General features: G+C 41.8%; 20 protein-coding genes. 9 read left to right on the top strand and 11 right to left on the bottom strand.

Annotated elements, in window-relative coordinates; all coding sequences use genetic code 11:
- Window positions 1–96: 96 nt before the first annotated feature.
- Both ICN36_RS01785 and ICN36_RS01780 read left to right on the top strand, forming a co-directional pair.
- On the top strand, window positions 97–381 hold the full coding sequence (locus ICN36_RS01785; RefSeq protein WP_216226735.1) for a hypothetical protein: 285 nt from the start codon (window positions 97–99) through the stop codon (window positions 379–381).
- Window positions 382–490: 109 nt separating this feature from the next.
- Window positions 491–805 (top strand): cupin, encoded by a 315-nt coding sequence (locus ICN36_RS01780; protein WP_216226734.1) that lies wholly within the window; start codon window positions 491–493, stop codon window positions 803–805.
- A gap of 69 nt (window positions 806–874) precedes the next feature.
- On the opposite strand, the gene ICN36_RS01775 is transcribed toward ICN36_RS01780, so the two are convergent.
- Complete coding sequence (locus ICN36_RS01775) at window positions 875–1,405, bottom strand: hypothetical protein (protein WP_216226733.1); 531 nt, start codon at window positions 1,403–1,405, stop codon at window positions 875–877.
- Between the two features lie 386 nt (window positions 1,406–1,791).
- On the opposite strand from ICN36_RS01775, the gene ICN36_RS01770 reads away from it, so the two are divergent.
- Window positions 1,792–3,777, top strand: a complete 1,986-nt coding sequence (locus tag ICN36_RS01770; protein WP_216226732.1) for a DUF2075 domain-containing protein — start codon at window positions 1,792–1,794, stop codon at window positions 3,775–3,777.
- Complete coding sequence (locus ICN36_RS01765) at window positions 3,767–5,653, top strand: DNA/RNA helicase domain-containing protein (RefSeq protein WP_370623375.1); 1,887 nt, start codon at window positions 3,767–3,769, stop codon at window positions 5,651–5,653. Before ICN36_RS01770 ends, ICN36_RS01765 begins: the two co-directional genes overlap by 11 nt.
- On the opposite strand, the gene ICN36_RS01760 is transcribed toward ICN36_RS01765, so the two are convergent.
- Entirely contained in the window at window positions 5,643–5,978 is a 336-nt protein-coding gene (locus tag ICN36_RS01760; RefSeq protein WP_216862010.1) for a nucleotide pyrophosphohydrolase, read from the bottom strand. The genes ICN36_RS01765 and ICN36_RS01760 overlap by 11 nt on opposite strands.
- A 107-nt stretch (window positions 5,979–6,085) precedes the next feature.
- Between ICN36_RS01760 and ICN36_RS01755 the strand changes: the two genes are divergently transcribed.
- Complete coding sequence (locus ICN36_RS01755; RefSeq protein ID WP_216226731.1) at window positions 6,086–7,300, top strand: tyrosine-type recombinase/integrase; 1,215 nt, start codon at window positions 6,086–6,088, stop codon at window positions 7,298–7,300.
- Here ICN36_RS01755 and ICN36_RS01750 read toward each other — a convergent pair.
- The 5 genes from ICN36_RS01750 to ICN36_RS01730 all read right to left on the bottom strand — a co-directional run bounded on the left by ICN36_RS01750 (window position 7,272) and on the right by ICN36_RS01730 (window position 10,116).
- A complete protein-coding gene (locus tag ICN36_RS01750) occupies window positions 7,272–7,598 on the bottom strand; it encodes a cytoplasmic protein (protein WP_216226730.1) in 327 nt (108 codons plus the stop codon). The genes ICN36_RS01755 and ICN36_RS01750 overlap by 29 nt on opposite strands.
- Window positions 7,595–8,137 carry a hypothetical protein gene (locus tag ICN36_RS01745; protein WP_216226729.1) on the bottom strand — a complete coding sequence of 181 codons (543 nt, stop codon included), beginning with the start codon at window positions 8,135–8,137 and terminating at the stop codon, window positions 7,595–7,597. The genes ICN36_RS01750 and ICN36_RS01745 overlap by 4 nt, the downstream gene beginning before the upstream one ends.
- Window positions 8,138–8,146: 9 nt before the next feature.
- A complete protein-coding gene (locus tag ICN36_RS01740) occupies window positions 8,147–8,461 on the bottom strand; it encodes a hypothetical protein (protein ID WP_216226728.1) in 315 nt (104 codons plus the stop codon).
- Between the two features lie 78 nt (window positions 8,462–8,539).
- On the bottom strand, window positions 8,540–9,232 hold the full coding sequence (locus tag ICN36_RS01735; RefSeq protein WP_216226727.1) for an AAA family ATPase: 693 nt from the start codon (window positions 9,230–9,232) through the stop codon (window positions 8,540–8,542).
- A 68-nt stretch (window positions 9,233–9,300) separates the two neighbouring features.
- Complete coding sequence (locus ICN36_RS01730) at window positions 9,301–10,116, bottom strand: hypothetical protein (RefSeq protein ID WP_216226726.1); 816 nt, start codon at window positions 10,114–10,116, stop codon at window positions 9,301–9,303.
- Between the two features lie 263 nt (window positions 10,117–10,379).
- Here ICN36_RS01730 and ICN36_RS01725 point away from each other — a divergent pair, with 263 nt between their 5' ends.
- On the top strand, window positions 10,380–10,838 hold the full coding sequence (locus ICN36_RS01725) for a helix-turn-helix domain-containing protein (RefSeq protein WP_216226725.1): 459 nt from the start codon (window positions 10,380–10,382) through the stop codon (window positions 10,836–10,838).
- Here ICN36_RS01725 and ICN36_RS01720 read toward each other — a convergent pair.
- On the bottom strand, window positions 10,835–11,401 hold the full coding sequence (locus ICN36_RS01720) for a site-specific integrase (protein ID WP_062306813.1): 567 nt from the start codon (window positions 11,399–11,401) through the stop codon (window positions 10,835–10,837). The genes ICN36_RS01725 and ICN36_RS01720 overlap by 4 nt on opposite strands.
- Window positions 11,402–11,715: 314 nt before the next feature.
- The gene (locus tag ICN36_RS11990; RefSeq protein ID WP_255531191.1) at window positions 11,716–12,174 is read right to left on the bottom strand and encodes a hypothetical protein; all 459 of its coding nucleotides are present in this window, start codon (window positions 12,172–12,174) and stop codon (window positions 11,716–11,718) included.
- A 385-nt stretch (window positions 12,175–12,559) separates the two neighbouring features.
- On the opposite strand from ICN36_RS11990, the gene ICN36_RS01710 reads away from it, so the two are divergent.
- On the top strand, window positions 12,560–13,000 hold the full coding sequence (locus ICN36_RS01710; RefSeq protein ID WP_216226724.1) for a DUF6641 family protein: 441 nt from the start codon (window positions 12,560–12,562) through the stop codon (window positions 12,998–13,000).
- Between the two features lie 47 nt (window positions 13,001–13,047).
- Here ICN36_RS01710 and ICN36_RS01705 read toward each other — a convergent pair whose 3' ends face one another.
- On the bottom strand, window positions 13,048–13,338 hold the full coding sequence (locus ICN36_RS01705; RefSeq protein ID WP_216226723.1) for a hypothetical protein: 291 nt from the start codon (window positions 13,336–13,338) through the stop codon (window positions 13,048–13,050).
- Between the two features lie 67 nt (window positions 13,339–13,405).
- Between ICN36_RS01705 and ICN36_RS01700 the strand changes: the two genes are divergently transcribed.
- Both ICN36_RS01700 and ICN36_RS01695 read left to right on the top strand, forming a co-directional pair.
- Window positions 13,406–13,552: a hypothetical protein gene (locus ICN36_RS01700; RefSeq protein WP_216226722.1), complete on the top strand. Its 147-nt coding sequence runs from the start codon at window positions 13,406–13,408 to the stop codon at window positions 13,550–13,552.
- Between the two features lie 185 nt (window positions 13,553–13,737).
- Complete coding sequence (locus ICN36_RS01695) at window positions 13,738–14,022, top strand: hypothetical protein (RefSeq protein WP_216226721.1); 285 nt, start codon at window positions 13,738–13,740, stop codon at window positions 14,020–14,022.
- 561 nt (window positions 14,023–14,583) lie between these two features.
- Here ICN36_RS01695 and ICN36_RS01690 read toward each other — a convergent pair.
- Window positions 14,584–14,955: a hypothetical protein gene (locus ICN36_RS01690; protein WP_216226720.1), complete on the bottom strand. Its 372-nt coding sequence runs from the start codon at window positions 14,953–14,955 to the stop codon at window positions 14,584–14,586.
- Window positions 14,956–15,057 lie beyond the last annotated feature (102 nt).

The raw sequence follows: 15,057 nt of genomic DNA, 5'->3' as shown, positions 1-15,057 counted from the left end.
GATGAGTGTTGAAATTATTCTACCCTGACGTACTTAAACGATAATGAATTCTGTAATTATTTTCTAAGTATGAGAAATTAACAAATGGGAGCCCATATGAATAAGCTACTTCTTACCTTTTTATTATTGAGTGCGCCAGCGTGGGCTCAAGCCCCCGATTGGAATAGTTGCCAGTATCAGCAAAATCCCCAGCAATGTATGCAAGGCGTCCCCGCCTGGCAGCAGACTCCAGCGCCAATTCAACAACAAGGAAACGTAAATCAACAGCCTCGCCAGCAAATTCAGCTGCAAGGAATGCCTGATCCCAATAGACCTCAAACAGTAGCGCCAATGTCCAAAACATGTATGCCGAATGGATATGGCGGCTTCAATTGCAATTAAGCCAGGAGTCTATTTACGAGGCGCTTAAGAATCAAAGGGGTTTCGATGGTTTAGTGTGACCTGGATCATTTTTGCAAAGCAGCAAAGTAACTACAATAAAGATTGATAAATGATGGTTACCAAACAAATGAAGCAAGAAGTATTTTTAGATAAGTTAGTAAAAGAGGGGTTTCCCGAGCCAGTATTTGTAGAGCGTGAAGTAGGTGGTTTTTTGGATCTACATTCACATCCATACGAAGTTCAAGCCCTGGTACTTGAAGGTCAAATTGATATCATCATCGGCGGTATAAAAAGCACTTTCTTGGCGGGCGATGTATTTCATCTGTTGCCAAATCAAATCCATACTGAAAACTATGGAGCCAAAGGCGTCAAATACCTTGCCAGTAGAAAATCCCTTTTGAATCAAGAAGAGCTGAGCGTCTAGTTACGAGACCCCTACCGAAAGAAGATTTCTTATCCTCTGTTCAGCTCCCTTGTCGGGAAGCACGACAAATCAGAAGCCCCTGGGTTTGTAGAATTCACCCCATTTTTCTGGGTTGTAAGTTTCTCCATCAATGCTTGCCTCAAACATCTCCCAAATAACCCTTTGCTCTTGCTCGTTGGGCTTCTTTGGAAGATGTCTATCTATATTATGGATTTCAAAGGATGTGAGCACTTGCTTCTCTTTTTCATTTAAAGCCGATTCCCTGTAAATCCAGTCACTTTTGCTGTAATCTGCGAAGCCGTTAAGATGGGTTTTAACTATCTTGAAGTCCAGCCCTTTTACGTAGTCGGTAGGTAATTCATCAATATTAGGATTTAGGAGCCCAGCTCGAATTGGGTTGAAAAGTTGGGGACTGACTACAAAACGGCGAATAGGATTTGCTGGTTTTTCAGGTTCTATGAGATCACTTTGGCAGACAAAACCATGGAAGAGATAGGTGCGCTTTTTCCAATATTTGCGCCCCATTTCCTCTAATTGGGGTTCTTTAAGCCAAGCCCTGACTTCGGCAAGAATGGGGCAAGTCTCATTCCACATTTCCATGCAGGGGACGTAAACCACCGATGGCTTAGATTCGTTTTGTCCCCGAACGCCGTTAAAGGGAAGTCTAATCATTGCCCTTTCCACCCAAAAGAATGGATTGTCAGGATTGCCATCTGGCAGAAAGCGAACTGTTGCTGTCCCTTGGTCTGGGAGATCCCAGTGAGAAAAGATGGGTGGGTGACTCGCCGGTCTTGATGGGGTTTTTTGTGTGGAGCCTAGTTGGGCGAGCAATCTATTGCGAAGTTTGGAAATTGTCATCAAAAAAACTGACAGTAAAACTATCGCTGCAACAGTAAGCCCAAAGCCTTAATAGGACAACCAGCCAAGAAATTCTCATTGCAAGGGCAAATGTGCATAAAATGAACTAATCATTAAAAATAATAGAAATGAATTTATCTAATCGCTTTGCATATAAGGCAGAAGCTTGTCAATTTATACAAACTTCAGAAGACGAGGTTCTGGGGCAATTAATCAATCAACATAAGTTTAGGCAATTAGAGCAGCAGCAGATTAATGCCTGGCTTAGGCAGATTAAAGACTTAAAGCAGGTATTGGCAGGCTTCCCAGGTGTAACCCTGCTGCTTGAGTTTGAAATACCCAGGATTGGTAGGCGCGTAGACGCCATTCTGATATTAAATGGCGCAATCTTGGTAATGGAATACAAAGTAGGCGCTAAGTCATATGACTCTACTTCAATCGATCAAGCCTATGACTATGCTCTGGACTTAAAAAACTTTCATAAAGCCAGTCATAATCTAAACATTGTTCCGATACTGATTGCTACGGATGCCCCTAATAAAAGCCCTAAGCTAGAGATTGGGGCCGATGGGATTGCAACTCCAATATTGGCTAACTCAGAGAACTTATTGAGTATTTTGTCGTTTGTTTCAAATTCATTGCCAAAGTCAGTTCTAGATGCTGAGTCATGGATAAGTTCAGCCTATCACCCAACTCCAACGATAGTTGAGGCTGCTCAGGCCTTATATAAAGGACATAAGGTTGAAGAAATATCACGGTCTGATGCTGGCGCAATAAATCTTACAAAGACTTGCGCCCAAGTTTCAAGGGTGATTGATGATGCAAAGGCAAACAATAAGAAAGTAATTTGTTTAATTACGGGCGCACCGGGCGCGGGTAAAAGTTTGGCTGGATTGAATATTGCTATAGAGCGTATGCACTATTTAGAAAACGAGCATGCCGTTTTTTTATCCGGCAATGGCCCATTAGTTGCCGTATTGCGAGAGGCATTAGTACAAGATCAATTGGCTGAGAATGATTCTTTGCCAAAAGACGAAAGAATCAAACGAAAGCCTGCGGAGCAAAAGGCATCTGCATTTATTCAAAATATTCATCATTTTCGTGACGACAATCTAGCCTCTAATGAGCCGCCCATTGAAAAGGTTGTGATATTTGATGAAGCCCAGAGAGCTTGGAATGAGGAGCAGGCATCCTCTTTTATGAAGCGTAAGCGTGGGCAGGATAACTTTTCCATGTCTGAGCCTGATTTTTTATTGTCCGTGATGAATCGCCATAAGGATTGGTGTGTGGTGGTTTGTTTAATTGGCGGTGGTCAAGAGATCAATACTGGTGAAGGCGGAATCATCGAGTGGATTTCCGCATTAAAAGAAAGCTATAAAGATTGGGAAATCCATTTTTCTAATGAAATTTTCAAATCTGATTACGCGCTAAGTAGGGAGTGGCTCGAAGATCAAGGCCCCCTTAAATTGCATCTTGAACCCGACTTAAATTTGTCCGTCTCATTAAGATCATTTAGGGCTGAGAAATTATCTGCATTTGTAAGCGCCGTCATTTCGGGTGACTCAATCAAGGCAAGGGAGATAAAGGGACATTTAACTCGCTACCCAATTTATTTGACTCGTAATTTGGAGGTGGCTAGAAGTGCTCTGAGGGGCTGGGCTAGAGGAAGTGAGCGCATAGGTTTAGTTGCCTCATCAAATGCTATACGTTTAAAGCCGTCTGGAATTTTTGTTAAGGGCGAAATAGATCCAATTCACTGGTTTCTTAAGGGCAAGACTGACATACGCTCTTCCCATTATCTTGAAGATGTTGCCACTGAATTTGATATTCAAGGCCTGGAGATAGATTGGGTTGGTGTCTGTTGGGACGCCAACTTTAGAATCGAAGACGGGAGGTGGGCAACCTATAACTTCTCTGGGTCTAAGTGGCAGTCGGTTCATGATCTGGAAAAACAAAAGTACATTACAAACTCTTATCGTGTATTGCTTACTCGTGGCAGACAAGGGATGGTGATCTTTGTTCCGGAAGGAGATGACTTGGATCCAACAAGACAAAAATCTTACTACGACCAAACTTATGATTTCTTAAAGAGTTGTGGGATGGGTGAAATATAAGATGATCATCTATCAATCCAACAAAGAACGCTTCATAAAGCATTTGCTCTCAAATGAAATTCACGAAATCATTGAGGCAACATATCAAGCAAAGACTGGGCATCGTGTAGCTAAGAATGAGCTTAGGTCTTGGCAAGAATCCATGAGGTATATGGGCGCAGTTTTAGATGACGTTGAAATACCTAATGATGCGGGGGTAAGCATTGAATATTCAATCCCACAGACATCCAAAAGAATTGATTTCATATTGACCGGGCAGAATCACGAAAAAAAAGATCAAGTAGTTATTATTGAGTTAAAGCAATGGGAGGCGGCAGAGCTAACGGACAAAGATGCCATTGTTAAAACAAGGTTTCAGCATGGGGTAGCTGAAACAAGTCACCCCTCATATCAGGCATGGTCTTATAGCGAGCTATTAAACCAGCTCAATGAAACTGTCTACACCGACAATATTCACCTCTCTCCTTGTGCTTATCTTCATAACTACATTGAAGATAGCGTTATAACAAATAGCTTTTATCAGCCTTACCTTGAAAAAGCCCCAGTATTTCTCAAAGGCAAGTCAGAGAAAGAAAGGCTCAAGGCATTCATCAAGGGCTTTGTAAAGTATGGGGATAAGTCCGATTTAATGTTCCGGATTGAAAACGGCAAGATTAAGCCCTCGAAGAGTCTTGCCGATAGCTTAGCAAAAATGATTGCTGGCAACCCTGAATTCATCATGCTAGATGAGCAGAAGCTGGTATATGAAACCGCTATAAAATTAGCAAAAGAATCTTCTCCAACAAACAAGAATGTATTGATTGTTCAAGGTGGCCCCGGAACCGGAAAGTCAGTAGTAGCCGTAAACCTATTGGTTAATATCATTCAGCAGTTACGTTTGGTGGCTCAATACATCACTAAGAATGCGGCACCTCGGGCGGTATATGAGGCTAAGTTGACTGGCTCAATGAGAAAGTCGGCCATATCTAATTTATTTTCTGGGTCAGGATCATTTCATTCGCTAGAGAAAAATGCATTTGATGTGTTGATTGTGGATGAGGCGCATCGCCTCAATGAAAAATCTGGAATGTTTAAAAATATTGGCGAGAACCAGGTTAAGGAAATTATTCACTCCAGCAAGCTCTCAATCTTTTTTATAGATGAAGACCAGAAAGTAACCTTTAGTGATATTGGCAGCAAAGAAGAAATTGAGAGATGGGCAAAACTTGAAGGTGCCAAGGTTCATCATTTGGCGCTGGAGTCTCAATTTAGATGCAATGGCTCTGACGGTTATTTGGCTTGGCTAGATGATGTTTTGGCAATTAGAGAAACGGCCAACAAGACGCTAGATGAACTTGAATATGACTTTCAGGTTCTATCAACACCCAATGAGCTCAAGGAATTAATCTTTGAGAAAAACAAAATTAACAATAAAGCCAGGATGGTTGCTGGCTACTGCTGGAATTGGATTAGTCGAGGCGATAAGTCTGCTTTTGATATTAGTCTTCCTGAATATGATTTTGGAATGCAGTGGAATTTAGATACAGATGGCTCGCTCTGGATTCAAGCTCCAGACTCAGTATCAGAGGTTGGTTGCATTCACACATGCCAAGGACTTGAGGTTGACTACGTGGGCGTGATCATTGGGGATGATTTAATAGTTCGCGACGGTAATGTCATAACAAACCCAAAAGCTCGGGCTAAGACCGATAAATCGATCAGCGGATATAAGAAGCTGTTAAAAATAAATCCAGAGGCGGCCAATAAGAAAGTCGACGGCATCATCAGAAATACTTACAGAACTTTAATGACCCGAGGAATGAAAGGTTGCTATATCTTCTGCACCGACCCAGAAACCCAGGCCTACTTTGAAGAGAGACTGAGAGCTAGAAGTTAGACTCGTTGTACTTCTTGGCGCTACCTTTGACTTTATCGGCTGGATATTTAAGATTATTTGCCTCAATCTTCGCAGTTACTATTTCAGCAACATCTAGTCCACATTCGTTGGCAAGTAAAAGGGCGTAAGCAAGGACATCAGCTAACTCCTCTTTGATTTTTTCTTGCGATGCCTGTTCGGATGATTTCCAAAGAAACGCCTCTAGAAGTTCGCCTGATTCAATAGATAGCGCAACAGCAAGATCCTTGGGATTATGAAACTGTTTCCAATCCCGGGCATCTCTAAATTCGATTAGTTTTTTAGTTAAATCAGATATGTCAGACATAAGACAATGCTACTACAGTTCAAAGAAGCATTTTCAAGGGTCTTAAAGGTCGTCCAAACCCTAATCTGAAATTAAGCTAACTAGCGTCCCTTAACTAGACGCTCAACTTGCAAAACTTTCAATATCTATTTCCTGCAAATACAAACCTAGGCTCACCAAAAAGAATTAAATTGTTACGGGGTGAGCTAACTCTATTCAAGCGACCTAAAAGTCGGCAATGGCAATGCCGCTTTAAGTTGCCCAATGGGCAATGGCATGCCGCTTCTACTGCTACAGAAGATCTTGATATTGCTCAAACCCAAGCTATCTCAATATATGAAACCGTCAAAGTTAAGATTGGGGCTGGCCTTGCTGTTACAACCAAGACCTTCAGGCAAGTAGCTTTAGATGAGATTGCCAATATGGCACAAGCTACCGATAACAAAACAGGCAAACGAACTTATCGTGACTATGCCTTCGCCATTAACAAATATCTCGTTCCCTTTTTTGGGCAATATGAGATCAGCAAAATTACAAATGAATTGCTGGGAGATTTTGAGGCTTGGCGAATCGCCGAGATGGGCAAGACTCCCATGGCGAGCACCAAGCGTAATCACGCCAGTGCTTATATTCGTGTGATTAATCTAGCCCGTGATCGTGGCTATATTGGACTTAATCAAGCGGTCCCATTATTGGATAGCAAAGGTAAAAAGAGCCAACCCCGCCCTGCTTTTTCAGCGGAAGAAATTAAAGAGTTGCTCAGCTATACAGAGACGTGGCAAAAGAGTAGCTATACAGATAGAACGGCATTAATGAGAACGCTGTGCGTATATTACATAGAGTTTTTGGTCAATACAGGCGTTCGTCATGGAACAGAGGCTTTGCCACTGAAGTGGAAGCATTTGCAATGGCATTGGATTGGGGAAAAGAAATACTTAAGGATATGGGTCTCAGGTAAGACGGGACCCAGATATTTGATAGCAAGAACTGCTGTGGTGAAGGTGTTAGAACGAGTAATGAAGTGGCAGAAGCTGCCTTACTCGGGACTCAATGCAGTGATTGAGGCTAAGGTTGATGCTGTGATATTTAGATTGCCAACAGGTGAGCAAATCAGCAATATGGAAAACATTTTTCGCAACTTAATGGTTCGTAGCAATATGAGAGTCGATGGAGGTGGGCAGAATAGAACCTTATATAGCCTGCGTCATACATATGCCACATTCGCCTTAGCGAGAGGGGTTGATATCCACACTCTCGCTAGGCAAATGGGCACTAGTGTTGGCATGATTGAGCGACATTATTCGAAGCTAACTCCTATGATGAATGCAGCGAAGTTGGCTTGAGTTCATCTGCTTCAATTGCACAATCTGCATCGAAATACTTCCCATTCATAGCTGCTAAAAACGATGGCGTCAGTGGAATGCCAGATGCATCACCAATTAGACTATCCACCCCACATCTTGGGCACCATCCCGTATCACCTTGTCCATTAGCCTCGCTTAACCATTGCTCAACCATAGTTGCTGGAAACACACAACAGCAATAGAAGCAACTACATTGCTCGCTTTTTTGAATGGTCTTGCGATTAGCAAGGCTATGCTTGTGAGCCGTTTCGAGCTCAACATCAGAGTAGTTATTCATACATCCTCCATATATTGGCAAATATTATCAATAAATTCTTTGCGAATTAAATCATTTAGTTTTAATCGAGCAACTTTTCTAACCGATAGCACATGAGACATGCTTTCAATCTCCTGATAATCCAAAGGCGATGCCATTTGAAGATTAAAGGTTTCTAGGATCTTGTAACAAGTTCGCATATTGCTTTCAAGCCCGCTGATATTTTGCATTGTGCCTTCAAGCTTTCTGTTAATGTTGACTAGAGATTTCGCTAGAGTAAAGTGCTTATCTGACTTGATATAGCAGTACTCCGAGATATTAAATTTTAAAATGGTTGCCAAAATTTCTTGCGGCTTAGAGTCGTAGATGCAGGTGACATAATTTGGGTAAATCGGCTTGTTACAAGCGTTATATAGATTTAGTGCGCAGGCTAAATCTATATGCGACTTTTTATTCCTACAAAGCTGATTAACACCAAAAGTTAAGGTAATTGGACTTGAAATTAAATGATCTAGCCCTTCCAAGTCTGCATCGTGAAATAAGTATGCTTTTGGATACATAAGTCCTCCTTAACCTAAAGAGGCAATGACATCGCCTGTATAGCAAGGTAATAGGGTGACTTCTGCGTTAGCAAGATCGATAAATGGATTGCGCTTTTTAAGTTCTTGTCCGAACCAAGCTAATTTAGCGTTAGCGCGATATGTACCTTTGTGTTTGCAAATACTGTCTGTGCCGTTTACAAGTTCTAATACGCCGCTAAATTTGGCCCCACGGTACATGGCATTTTTAACTTCAATTGCAAAGACATCTTGAACTCGCTGTAATTTGCTTACTTGAGCTTTAGATGACGTGTGAGGAATAGTGTTGTTTGAGAGATTATTCATTTTTTAAGTCCTTTATTAAATTAATTGAGTATGAGATTGGTTTATCAAGCGTCTAGTCACTAGACGCTTGATAATTAGTTAAACAAGAGACAGCTTGATTTTGTTGCTGTTAAGAATGACATTGGGCGCTGGTGGAAATGTCCCACCTGTTTTAAAGAGATAGATGATCTCGTCTAACTTAGCGAAATACTTGCGCAAGTCCCCAAAGTGCTCGATCTGCGTTAAGTAATGCAGAACTTGTTTTTCAGGGACATCGACACCCTCTGCCGCAAGAATCTTTAGCGCACGAGGCAATACTTGACGAGCAGTTAGAGCTGGGAAATGTATTTCATCGCAACGCGAACGCAGACTTTTGTGAATGTTCATCGGATCATTGCTGGTGATGATGAGCATTAACTGATCTGCGTACTCTTCGATAACAGTCCAGAACTTGCTTACATTGGCTTTTGCGTTATCAAACTCATGAAAGACCATGAAGTACTTAGAGTTTGAAAAGCTAGCAATGCTGCATGAATTTGCTATATAGCCGCGCAAATCATCTTTTTTGAGAATCTCGTCAAAACTTTGAGTCTCAATAAAAGCAGCGTCGCCACTAATATATGAAGGGAGCAAATCGGCTACGGTAGTTTTGCCAGTACCGTTCGGTCCCCATAACAAGATGTTGCCTTCTAATTGACCTGACATATATGCTTGTATGCGTGTTCTGACGGCTGAATTAGGGTAAATCACATCGCCCAAAATCTTTGGCGCATATTTGACTGATGTTTTCACTATGTCCTCCTATGTGTAAGTGAAGTTAAAAAGGGTGACGGGAATGTCCCGCCCCCTTGAATTACTGCTTAGGCTGCAAGCAGTTCTTTTTGAGTTACAGAATCGTTGGCGGCGATAGAACTGCTACCGGCTAACAAATCTGTGCCCTCTTTGCTAAGAGCTAGCGATTCAGCGTTATCTGCTGCTTTAACGCGAGCCATCTTTAGCAGACATGCGTTATAGAAAGCTTCGTTGATGTCAGATATTGCGCCGACGATAGAGACAGTCCCATCAGGTGAAGGCTTTGCAAGGAGTAAGGCATATTCCCCGCTTACACCAGACATACTGAATTTCGCTAGTGGTGTTACAGAAGCTTGTTCAACATTGGCTACAACCTGGGCTTTTGCGCTTTCAAGAGCTGTTCGGTTTGCTAAAGCTTTCTCCGAAACAATCATGCGCTTGCGAACTTCTTCGATGCCGCCTTGCTCAACAATCCAGCTTGGCAGGCTAGCTGCTGTAACGTCATATGAAATTGCTGCTTTAAGCACGTAGGTGTAGCCGTGTGCACGTTTGCGATCAGAACCAAAAACAAAGCGTACGAACATGGTTAAGGTGGTTGTATTGCGTTGTACCCGAACCCCATCTGCTATCAGGCGATTTTTTAATTCGCCGCGCAAGGTTTTCTTGTCGTCATCGCTAGCATTAACAAACTTGCTGTTGAAGACGTCTAGACAGCTTGCTAATAAGCTATATAAACCCTCATTAGCTTTTTTGTAATCAGTAGCTTCCCACTGCTTACGCTTTACAACTAAACCATCTAGTTGCGTTACAAGTCCACCTGAAAAGGCGAGGTTTTCTGCTGTTGGTTGAAATGCTGCTTTTACTGCATTAGCTGTATTAGCCATTTGTAATACCTCCATTTAGGAACCAGCTCAGCGGGTTGTGGCGAAGGTGCCGTACTGCTTGCTGAGTTGATGTATGAACTATAGATTTTTGCGATTTTTTTGTGACATGTTGGTTAGAGAATGATTTTTATTGACAGTAAATACGAAAATTCAAGCCATATAAATAATGACTTTGCTGTCTATCATGTCTTTTATGTGTTACATTAATAACTGACAAAAAATTGATCAATTGTTTTGTGCCAAGCTCTATTTTTCAATGAAAAATGATAGAAATTTCTAAAAAGCCAAAGAGAAAAATCAAAGCCATGGAAGGGCGCCGCATGCAAGGCGTACGAATGCTGCGCCGTGGAATTTCGCAATCAGAGGTTGCCAGGCGTTTGGAGGTGTCTAGGCAAAGCGTATTTGCTTGGGCAAAAGTGGATGAAGTTAATAAGATGGGTTGGCGCTCTACTCCGCTAGGTAGGCCTAGTTCTTTAGAGAAGGAAGAAAATTACAAGTTACAAAGAATGTTGCGCAAAGGCGGACTACGCAATGGTTTTGATAAAGATAAATGGTCGCTAGCAATGGTTGTTGAGCTATTGGAAATATGGCCTTTTCATTGCAAACTTAGCAGAACCCAGGCAATGCGTTTATTAAAGGAATTAGGCTTTTCTTGCGAGAAGCCTAATATTGAAGACGAGGCGAGATTCGCTAAATGGCAGCGCCTCGGTTGGATTGATTAAATTAATTCCACCGCATTGCGTTTCATATCGTCTGAAGCGTCAATGTATTTCATCGTTACAGCAATATTGCGGTGTCCTGCTAGCGCTGCAAGTACACGAACACCTACGCCCTTTGAGGCAAGCGAGGTAAGAAAGTTTCTTCTTCCGCTATGGCTGCTTGCGCCACTAATGCCCGCATTGCGATAGGTGTGATAGAACCACTGACATAGTGAATTAGCAGTAAATCTTAGGCGTGTATTGGTGTGGAAGAGTGGAATGTCAGGATATTTTGCGTGACGAGTTTTTAAATATTCCTCCAGTTCAGCACGTAATTTAGTGGATAAGAAAACTGTCCTCGGATATTTACCTTTGGTTTGTTCGGCAGATAAACGAACTTCCGCCTTGACTGTGCCATCTGTATTTAAAACATCACCCATTGTTAAGGATGCGATCTCTGCAACACGAAGCCCTGCAAGAAAGCTTGTCATTAGTAATGCCCTATCGCGTTCGGGATATTTTTTGGTAGATACATAACGCAGCACTTGATCTAGTTCTGCTTGGGTTAAAGTTTTTGCTTGAGCCATTTGTAAAACCTTTCATAAATAAAAAAGCACTATTAGTGTGTTTTCTTATTGCCAAATGGTCGACCGAAATTTGCCAAAATAATTCTTCCAAGAATCAATGGCTTACGCGCCGCATAAGAAAATGTATATTTTCTTAACCAAATTTGCTCTTAAGTATTTAGCTCTAATTGCGCTTAATTCGTGGGATTTAGACGACAAATTAGGTTTTGGGGTCAAAAAAGCCCTACACGCTGTTTGATTGGCGTCCAGCAACTAGACGCTGTGATGCTTGAAGATCGTTGCTTGTAGGGCATTTTTGAGGTGTTCTTAGCAAATTACTGCTTGGCGCTTAAATCTACATTTGTCGCAACAAATACGGGCTTATTTGCACCTACAGCTTTGCAATGATGTGCTTTTAAGTCCCACTCATCTTTTGTTCCATTTAGAACATCGTCAATTTCAATATGAACCTCGCCTGTTGTTTGTAGGTAGATGCAATAGCCATCAACAAGTTCCTTTGATTTGGTTAACGGTTCGTAATGCACAATCCACGACATCACTAAATCTGGCGTACTGCCTATGCCGCAGGCGTCTAATTTCTTAAGTGTTCTTATTTGATCATCTGTTTTAGCAGTATGTTGAAATTGTTCATATTCATAAAAGTCAACTAGATACTTTTGGTTTGGATTATGAAGTTCCACTGAGCCGTTATAGATGGCTCGTCTGAATAATCCTTTGCCAAATGGCGTGTTGTACTTCTCGTTGATAAAGCCTCTGATTGCTATTTCTCTCATTTTTATTCTCCTTGTGTTCTAAATTGAGTTCTCGTTGCTAGTTGCTTTGTTGGTTACAAGAGAGATCAGAAGAGATCAGTTGCAGTAAAAGTCGCAGATCTCAAAAGAGAAGTTACGAAGTTGTGTTGCTTGGTCAGAGTTACTCATTTGCTACTACGAGTAACTTACTAGCAACTACTCAAACTCAACTTTGCGACTTCTTTTTCTTCTTGCGACATCTACTTTGTAACCAAGCAACTCGCAAAAATATTTATCTCTCTTAAAGAAAAACCATTAATTTCTTGTCCAAAATGCGGCAAAAGAAGTGGATTGACAAAAATAGGTCGACCAAATAAACAGATCGAAAACAAACTGCTTATGCCCATTAACTACATAGGAGAAAACAATGAGCGCATTAAGTAACTTAAAGTTAGTAGCAGTTAAAAAACCAACCCATATGCCTGCAATCGTGATTCGCAGAAATAAGCTTTCTAGCAAGCTATGGGAGCAGATCCAGCTAGCTAAGAGTCAGATGGATGGCACGCCCTTTGTTGTAACAAAGTTCAAAACAATTAAAGACAAAGAGACGGGGTTGCGTAAGCAGGTAGAAATGCCAAAGCGATTAAAGCCTTGGTGGTTCCAATCAGAGCAGGGCAAAGTCTGTGTATCTGTGAAATATGGAAGTTGGACAATAGAGTTGGCAAAGGGCAAACCTAGCGTTGAAGTAGCAAGTGGTCCAGAGCTGGTAAAGGCGCTAGAGTCCATCAAGTCGGCGGTAGAGGCTGGCGAGCTCGATGCTCAAATAGAAACCGCAAGTGCTAGCTTAAGGAGTGGGTTTAAACGTTGATTTACTAGCAAGCGTCTAGCAACTAGACGCTTGCTAGCCCTTGTGCGCTAAATCCAATTGCCTTCATTATCAAGTTGACACCCCTTTGCAAGCGTCTTAAAAACTTCTTGTAGGTCACTTAAAAACTTTGCGTTATCTTGAATTTCATCAGAGCCCATATCTGCAACCTCCATTACGGTGGGACTATCTGACCCCGATATTTTTGCGACAACAGCAAAGGCATTCGCCCACTCTTTTGCCATGTGGGCTGCGATGGCATTTTCCCAGCGATCATAAAGCGATTCGTTGGATTGCATAATATCTAGTGCTTTATCGTAAAGACTTTGTTTAGTTGCCATTGTCTAATCCTTTTATTAGTTATTTGTTTAATTTACACGTGAAATTAGTTTGCCACTAAATATCTATATGAGGCGATATAAGGCAACAGTCAATGCAGCAGGAATATGGGTAGAAACAATTCTCTACGCACAGAATCAAGCTCAAGCCTACGCACTCTTCAAAGCCATCTTCGGCGCCAATAACGTGCCACACCAACCACTACTCATTAGTTAATTATGAGGTTCGATGAAATAGCCCCAATCAAACCCCTAAGTCCAGAGCAAGCCAGGCTTAAATCAATGAATGATCGTGTTAAGCGGGATCAAGAGGCTGTAAAAGCTGAGCGTGCCAGGCAAAAGATTAAGGCTGGACAGCAAGAACTTGGTAAAGTTGAGCTATGACTTCTAAGGGCTCAAAATATGAAATTAATAGTCTCTAAAATTATCGCCTCAGTCAACGAAATTGCAATTGATCTGAATGCCTCTAATTGGAGGCGAATAAAGGCGGAAATTGAGGCCGTTCAGGAGGAGGGGCGATGCGAGGATGTTGATGTAAGCTCCCAAAAGAAGTTTATCGACTGCTTTATTGGCAATGAGGAATTGCATGCGGAACTATTTGATATTTTGACGTCTAATAATTTGGGCGAAGAGGAAGTCTTTTTAGATTCATCAAATGAGACTTTTGAGGGAAGGGTTGATGGTTAGTGGTTGCTCATAAGCCCTTAAAGCAGAGCAGGAGAGGCAAAAGGTAGCTAAGGTACAGCAAGCCTTACAAAAGTCATATAAATGATGAGTCGCCACCGTCCCACAGGATTGAATATCCCCACTGCCACAGGATTTACAAGGTTTCCAGCAGAGTTGGCCACAGTAGGCACATTTAGCAAGCCCATTCCCAGTTTCATTTATAATTCTCAGTCTTGGCCTGGTAGCTCAGTCGGTAGAGTAGAGGATTGAAAAGCATCCTGTAAGACGGCAGAGCCATATAGAATAATACTTTGCGGGCGATTAGAGTTTGGTAAGTTACAAAGTTTGCTAAACAAAATCACAGAATATTTTTACAGTCGTTAAAAATTTCTTCACATAAAAAGTAGCGTAGCAAAACGTAATTACGTATTTCAAAACGTATGACGTTGCCAACGCTTAACCATTTTTACTATGCCTGTCTTCCGTATCGCCAATGTTTTTTACACGGCATATATTTTCTACAAATACCGCTGATATTGACGCATAAACGCACTTAAGCGAAGTGACGTGTTGAAACGACACTTACTTGTTGTCAAACTTTTGCTGCGCTACGTTACGCAATGCCAGCACTTTATCTGTTTCTGTTGGTTGGGCTTGCTGCTTTAAGGCGGACTGGGTATAGCGATTGGCAAGCGCATTCATTTTGCGTTGCTGTACGTTGTGGAGTTTTTGCGGAAGGGTTGGTGGCTTAGCTTGTGGGGGTGGTGCTTTTTGTTGTGGGAGTTGGGCAGAGGCTGGTGAGGGTATGGCTTTATTAGGCGGGGGTGTTAGTTTGGGTTGGGAGGGCTGGTTGGGTTGGGCTTGTGGCGCAGCAAACTTACTGGCAAAGAATTGGTTTAGCAGTTGTAGCAATTCATTCTTATCCTCGTCCCTCATAAATTCATTCATACGCATAGCACCTCTCCTTTTATGTATTTATTGGAAATGCTTACGTAGTCGTGTTGAAACGACAGTGAAAGCGCATTAGGGCATAGATTTGACGTTGTTACAATTTGT

This window comes from Polynucleobacter sp. UK-Gri1-W3 (assembly GCF_018881595.1).
In the GTDB taxonomy this organism is placed as follows: domain Bacteria; phylum Pseudomonadota; class Gammaproteobacteria; order Burkholderiales; family Burkholderiaceae; genus Polynucleobacter.
This window is presented reverse-complemented; position numbering and strand designations above follow the sequence as displayed.

Excerpts from the sequence above, each read along its gene's own strand:
- ICN36_RS01785 (WP_216226735.1), top strand. The coding sequence starts at position 97 with ATGAATAAGCTACTTCTTACCTTTTTATTATTGAGTGCGCCAGCGTGG.
- ICN36_RS01780 (WP_216226734.1), top strand. The coding sequence starts at position 491 with ATGATGGTTACCAAACAAATGAAGCAAGAAGTATTTTTAGATAAGTTA.
- ICN36_RS01775 (WP_216226733.1), bottom strand. The coding sequence starts at position 1,405 with ATGGAAATGTGGAATGAGACTTGCCCCATTCTTGCCGAAGTCAGGGCT.
- ICN36_RS01770 (WP_216226732.1), top strand. The coding sequence starts at position 1,792 with ATGAATTTATCTAATCGCTTTGCATATAAGGCAGAAGCTTGTCAATTT.
- ICN36_RS01760 (WP_216862010.1), bottom strand. The coding sequence starts at position 5,978 with ATGTCTGACATATCTGATTTAACTAAAAAACTAATCGAATTTAGAGAT.
- ICN36_RS01750 (WP_216226730.1), bottom strand. The coding sequence starts at position 7,598 with ATGAATAACTACTCTGATGTTGAGCTCGAAACGGCTCACAAGCATAGC.
- ICN36_RS01745 (WP_216226729.1), bottom strand. The coding sequence starts at position 8,137 with ATGTATCCAAAAGCATACTTATTTCACGATGCAGACTTGGAAGGGCTA.
- ICN36_RS01740 (WP_216226728.1), bottom strand. The coding sequence starts at position 8,461 with ATGAATAATCTCTCAAACAACACTATTCCTCACACGTCATCTAAAGCT.
- ICN36_RS01730 (WP_216226726.1), bottom strand. The coding sequence starts at position 10,116 with ATGGCTAATACAGCTAATGCAGTAAAAGCAGCATTTCAACCAACAGCA.
- ICN36_RS01725 (WP_216226725.1), top strand. The coding sequence starts at position 10,380 with ATGATAGAAATTTCTAAAAAGCCAAAGAGAAAAATCAAAGCCATGGAA.
- ICN36_RS01720 (WP_062306813.1), bottom strand. The coding sequence starts at position 11,401 with ATGGCTCAAGCAAAAACTTTAACCCAAGCAGAACTAGATCAAGTGCTG.
- ICN36_RS11990 (WP_255531191.1), bottom strand. The coding sequence starts at position 12,174 with ATGAGAGAAATAGCAATCAGAGGCTTTATCAACGAGAAGTACAACACG.
- ICN36_RS01710 (WP_216226724.1), top strand. The coding sequence starts at position 12,560 with ATGAGCGCATTAAGTAACTTAAAGTTAGTAGCAGTTAAAAAACCAACC.
- ICN36_RS01705 (WP_216226723.1), bottom strand. The coding sequence starts at position 13,338 with ATGGCAACTAAACAAAGTCTTTACGATAAAGCACTAGATATTATGCAA.
- ICN36_RS01700 (WP_216226722.1), top strand. The coding sequence starts at position 13,406 with ATGAGGCGATATAAGGCAACAGTCAATGCAGCAGGAATATGGGTAGAA.
- ICN36_RS01695 (WP_216226721.1), top strand. The coding sequence starts at position 13,738 with ATGAAATTAATAGTCTCTAAAATTATCGCCTCAGTCAACGAAATTGCA.
- ICN36_RS01690 (WP_216226720.1), bottom strand. The coding sequence starts at position 14,955 with ATGCGTATGAATGAATTTATGAGGGACGAGGATAAGAATGAATTGCTA.